The sequence below is a fragment of the uncultured Cyclobacterium sp. genome (genome assembly GCF_963976465.1).
In the GTDB taxonomy this organism is placed as follows: Bacteria; Bacteroidota; Bacteroidia; order Cytophagales; family Cyclobacteriaceae; genus Cyclobacterium.
The window spans coordinates 1-4,259 of record NZ_CAXBOC010000477.1 but is presented as its reverse complement, the minus strand read 5'-3'; the positions used below and the strand labels follow the sequence as shown (position 1 = coordinate 4,259).

2 protein-coding genes and 1 pseudogene are annotated in these 4,259 nt (G+C 35.6%); 2 read left to right on the top strand and 1 reads right to left on the bottom strand.

The window, feature by feature from the left end:
- Positions 1-204: pseudogene (locus tag AAC037_RS20610) on the bottom strand (RidA family protein); the annotation flags it as partial.
- A gap of 584 nt (positions 205-788) precedes the next feature.
- Here AAC037_RS20610 and AAC037_RS20605 point away from each other — a divergent pair.
- Complete coding sequence (locus AAC037_RS20605; RefSeq protein WP_339905268.1) at positions 789-1,721, top strand: SMP-30/gluconolactonase/LRE family protein; 933 nt, start codon at positions 789-791, stop codon at positions 1,719-1,721.
- A 35-nt stretch (positions 1,722-1,756) separates the two neighbouring features.
- Positions 1,757-4,000 carry a PAS domain S-box protein gene (locus tag AAC037_RS20600; protein ID WP_339905266.1) on the top strand — a complete coding sequence of 748 codons (2,244 nt, stop codon included), beginning with the start codon at positions 1,757-1,759 and terminating at the stop codon, positions 3,998-4,000.
- Positions 4,001-4,259 lie beyond the last annotated feature (259 nt).

Here is a 4,259-nt window from a genome sequence, read left to right as displayed (position 1 = left end):
TTTTCCTGCCACATAAACAGTATTTCCTTGTTTGGTGGAACCGGAAAACAATGGTACATTTTGATCTTCAACAATGTTGAAAGCTTCTTTTCCTGTGCTGGTAGATTCTGTTGTATTTGCTTTAGCTATTGTACTTATTCCGGCGACACCTGCCAAAGAGGCAAATAATTTTTTAATGGTATTTCTTCTTTTCATCGTTTTCATCTTTTTAGATATAGGTTTAGATTTCGCAATTTATCCAATGAAGGTAAATTAATAATACTTTTTCTCCAAAATTAATTGGATGAACAAGCCTCATCACTATTTTAATGGGCATATCTGATTTTAGTATGCATCTTGGTTTTGGTTCTTAAAGTTTAGGATTTCAAACAAGTTCTTAGTTCCCTTACAAAGGGGTTAATCTGTATCCTCGTTTTTATAAATCTGACCCCGGCCTTTTAAACCTAAAAACTCTGAATTTATATTTTTGTAGTACCTTTTGATTGTAAATTTTGTCCCTTTTCTGAGAAAAACCGTCTTGAGTTTTAATAGTAGTGTTTTTTTAGGGTTGTTTTCGAATTTTTAGCTTTAACTTTTTTAGAAAGTTTAAGTGTCTTTCATCAAGCTTTTAATTTTGACTTTAGATTGTTTGATCATTAGGATTTTAGTAGTATTAAATTGGTTTATTATGTATAATGAATTAGAAAAAATTAATAAATTGATTGGTATACGATCTGATCTAATTTGTCTGAAAGCTTGTGATCATTAAAAATTACCCATATTTTTAGTACTTACCTTTATAATAAAAAATGATAAGAAGTATTGTTAATCACATGTTCCTTTTGGCATTATTGGTTGCTGTAGGAGCCTGCTCATCAAATTCATCCAAAACTGAAAGTAAGGAAATGAAAACAGAAGAAAACTTGTATGTAAGTCAACCATTTACAAGCAATAATGAATTTACCGGGGGGATTGAAGGTCCTGCGGTAGATAAAGATGGAAATCTCTATGTAGTAAATTTTGGCAATGAAGGAACCATAGGTAAAGTTACTCCTGATGGCAAAGCATCGCTGTTTGTTACCCTTCCTGAAGGGAGTACTGGAAATGGTATCCGGTTCAATAGCAAAGGAGAAATGTTGATTGCTGATTACACCGGGCACAATGTGTTGAAAGTAGACATGAAATCCTTAGAAATATCTGTTTATGCGCACCATGATGAGTTAAATCAGCCTAATGACATTGCCATTATGGACAACGATATCGTGTTTGCCAGCGATCCCAATTGGAAAGAAAGTACCGGTCAAATTTGGAGAGTTGGACTTGATGGCCAATTTGTATTGTTAGAGGCAGATATGGGTACAACCAATGGAATTGAAGTTAGCCCCGATAACAAGACCTTGTATGTCAATGAATCTGTACAACGAAATGTTTGGGCATATGACTTAAATGAAGCGGGGGAGATCTCAAACAAGAGATTGATCCACACCTTTGAGGATTTTGGAATGGATGGCATGCGCGTAGACTTAGATGGAGACCTTTATGTAACCAGACATGGCAAGGGTACTGTGGTGAAGCTATCACCAGAAGGTGAATTTCTCAAAGAGATAAAAATGTCCGGAGAAAAGCCTTCAAATATTGCGTTTGGGGGAGTGGACGGTAAGACAGCCTATGTGACATTGCAAGACAATGGTAATATTGATTCTTTTCTGGTAGAAAAGCCCGGGAGAGCATTTAGGAAATAATTTTTTATTATCCCATTTAGGAGGAATAATGTGAAATGACAGCTCACGAGGAAGAAAATCTAAATTGGTCTGAAGTATTGGTATCCTGTGATGTTGGTGCTTGGGAACTTGATCCTACCAGTCTAATCTTGAGATTTTCGCCCGTGGGGCAAAAAATTCTGGGCCTTGATTTTGCTAAATCGGGGCCCATTTCTCATTTTGCTGAACATTTTTCTGAACCTGAAAAAGCCTTAATTCAAAAACTCTTTCATAGGCTAATTAGCCAAAATATTGGTTTTGATGAAATTTTTAATTTTAATAATCAGGGCAGCATACGGCTTAAAGGCAAGGTTTTAAATACTAAGGATGACAGGCTGAGGTGCGTAGGAACGGTGGAACGCGTTGGTACAATCGAAAAGAAGCCGGTAGTTGAATCCTCTTTCGCCAATATTTATAAGGACCTATTTGAGTCTAATCCCATGCCCATAATTATTTGGGATTGTGGTAGCCAGAAAATAATTGATTGCAATCAGGAGGCTATTTTAAAATACGGTTATACCAAAGAAGTTTTTTTAAGTTTATTAATAAGTGATATTGTTCAAAATAAAGAATACGTTACCAATCATTGTAATACTGGTCCAGGGATAAATGATGAAGAAGTTCAACATAGGGTATGCAAGCATTTCATTAAATCCGGGCAAAGCTTTTTTGCAAAAATGCAAAGCAAACCTCTGGTAATTAATGGTAGGCCATGCATGATTGAGCAGGTAGCCGATTTTACCAGTCAAATGGAAGCTGAGGACCAGCTAGTAAATAGTATAAAGGAGCTTTCCGATTACAGGTTTGCCTTGGATGAATCATGTATGGTGCTTATTCTAAATGAAAGTAAGAAGATAGATTACCTTAACCGGAAATTTTTAGAGGTTTCGGGATATGAAGCGAAAGAACTTTCCAAGGCATCTCCTACAGCTATTTACGAGGAAAATCAGGCCTTAAAAGAATGCCTGTTAGCAGTTTCTAATGGGGAAATGTGGCGCGGAGAGCTCAAAGGAATTAAAAAACAAAGGGGTGTTTTTTGGATTGATACTGTAATTACTCCCTTTAAGGACAATAGAGATAAAACCTACCAATACATTTGGGTAGGCTATGACATAACGGAAAAACATAAAGCAGAGGAATCCTTATTTAAAGAGCGATTTCTATTGAGGTCTATCATAGACAATTTGCCGATTCGGATATATGTCAAAGACCTTATGGGCAGGCATATTATTAACAATAAAAGCCAATATCAAGATTTTCTTGGGGCAGAAACTGAAGAAGAAACCTTAGGAAAGACAGTTTTTGATTACTTTTCCTATGAAGTAGCCAAAAAGATGACCGTAATTGACCGTCATGTTATGTTAGAAGGACAGGCAGTTAAAAATTTTGAGGAATCCTTTATTGACAGAAAGGGGAAATTGCGGTGGATTCTTACCAGCAAAGTTGCACTTAAAAATGCATCCAATAAAATTGTTGGCTTAGTAGGAATGACCAGAGACGTTACGGAAAGAAAGAAAGAGGAGGCTATCTTAACGAACCTAAACACTGAACTTACCGAAAAGGCAAAAGCGCTTGAACAATCCAATCAAGAGTTGGAACAGTTTGCTTATATCGCTTCCCATGATTTGCAAGAACCATTAAGAATGATCACCGGATTTGTAAATTTATTGGAGAAGAAATATTCTCCTATATTGGACAAAAAAGGATTACAGTACATGCACTTTGTGGTGGATGGTGCATCTCGAATGAGAAATATAATCATGGACTTACTTACCTATTCCAGGGTGGGGAGAGAAGGAGAAATATTGAAAGAAACAGATATTGGAGAAATCATTTCTAATGTATTGAACCTGCAGAAAACCTTAATAGAACAAAAAGAAGCTAAAATTTCCATTGGATCCATGCCCAAATTGAAGGTTCCGGCCTCTCCGATTAATCAGGTTTTCCTTAATTTGATAAACAATTCTTTAAAATACCAATCCAAAGGCGCTAAACCTAGGATTAAGATTTCTGCAAAGGAGAAGGAGGAATTATGGGAATTTTCTGTACAAGACAATGGTATAGGAATTCCTTTAACATCTCAAGACAAGGTATTTATCCTTTTTTCTAGGCTACATGGCAAAAGTGAATATTCGGGTTCCGGCATAGGTTTGGCAATGTGCAAGAAAATTATTGAAAACTTAGGGGGTAAGATTAGTTTTGATTCCAAGGAAGGTGTAGGGTCTACTTTTTACTTTACTGTTCCGAAAAAGATTATCTAACTCAGACAAGAGTTGTAGTTGGATCATATTTATTCCAATTACAGATTTATTGGTAGATACCAAGTACATTGATTGTATTTATTGCAAGAATTGGCGTTATTAATAACACAATTGATTTCAATCTGTATAAGGAGTTGGGAGCCTAGGATTAATTATATTTTTAGAAAATTTTGAAATGGATCAAGAAGGGTATCATTTATTGTTAGTTGAGGATAATTTGGGAGATATTTTATTGATAGAAGAATACCTCCATGAAAAA

Bases quoted from the DNA above. Each gene is read 5' to 3' on its own strand.
- AAC037_RS20605 (WP_339905268.1), top strand. From the start codon at position 789: ATGATAAGAAGTATTGTTAATCACATGTTCCTTTTGGCATTATTGGTT.
- AAC037_RS20600 (WP_339905266.1), top strand. From the start codon at position 1,757: ATGACAGCTCACGAGGAAGAAAATCTAAATTGGTCTGAAGTATTGGTA.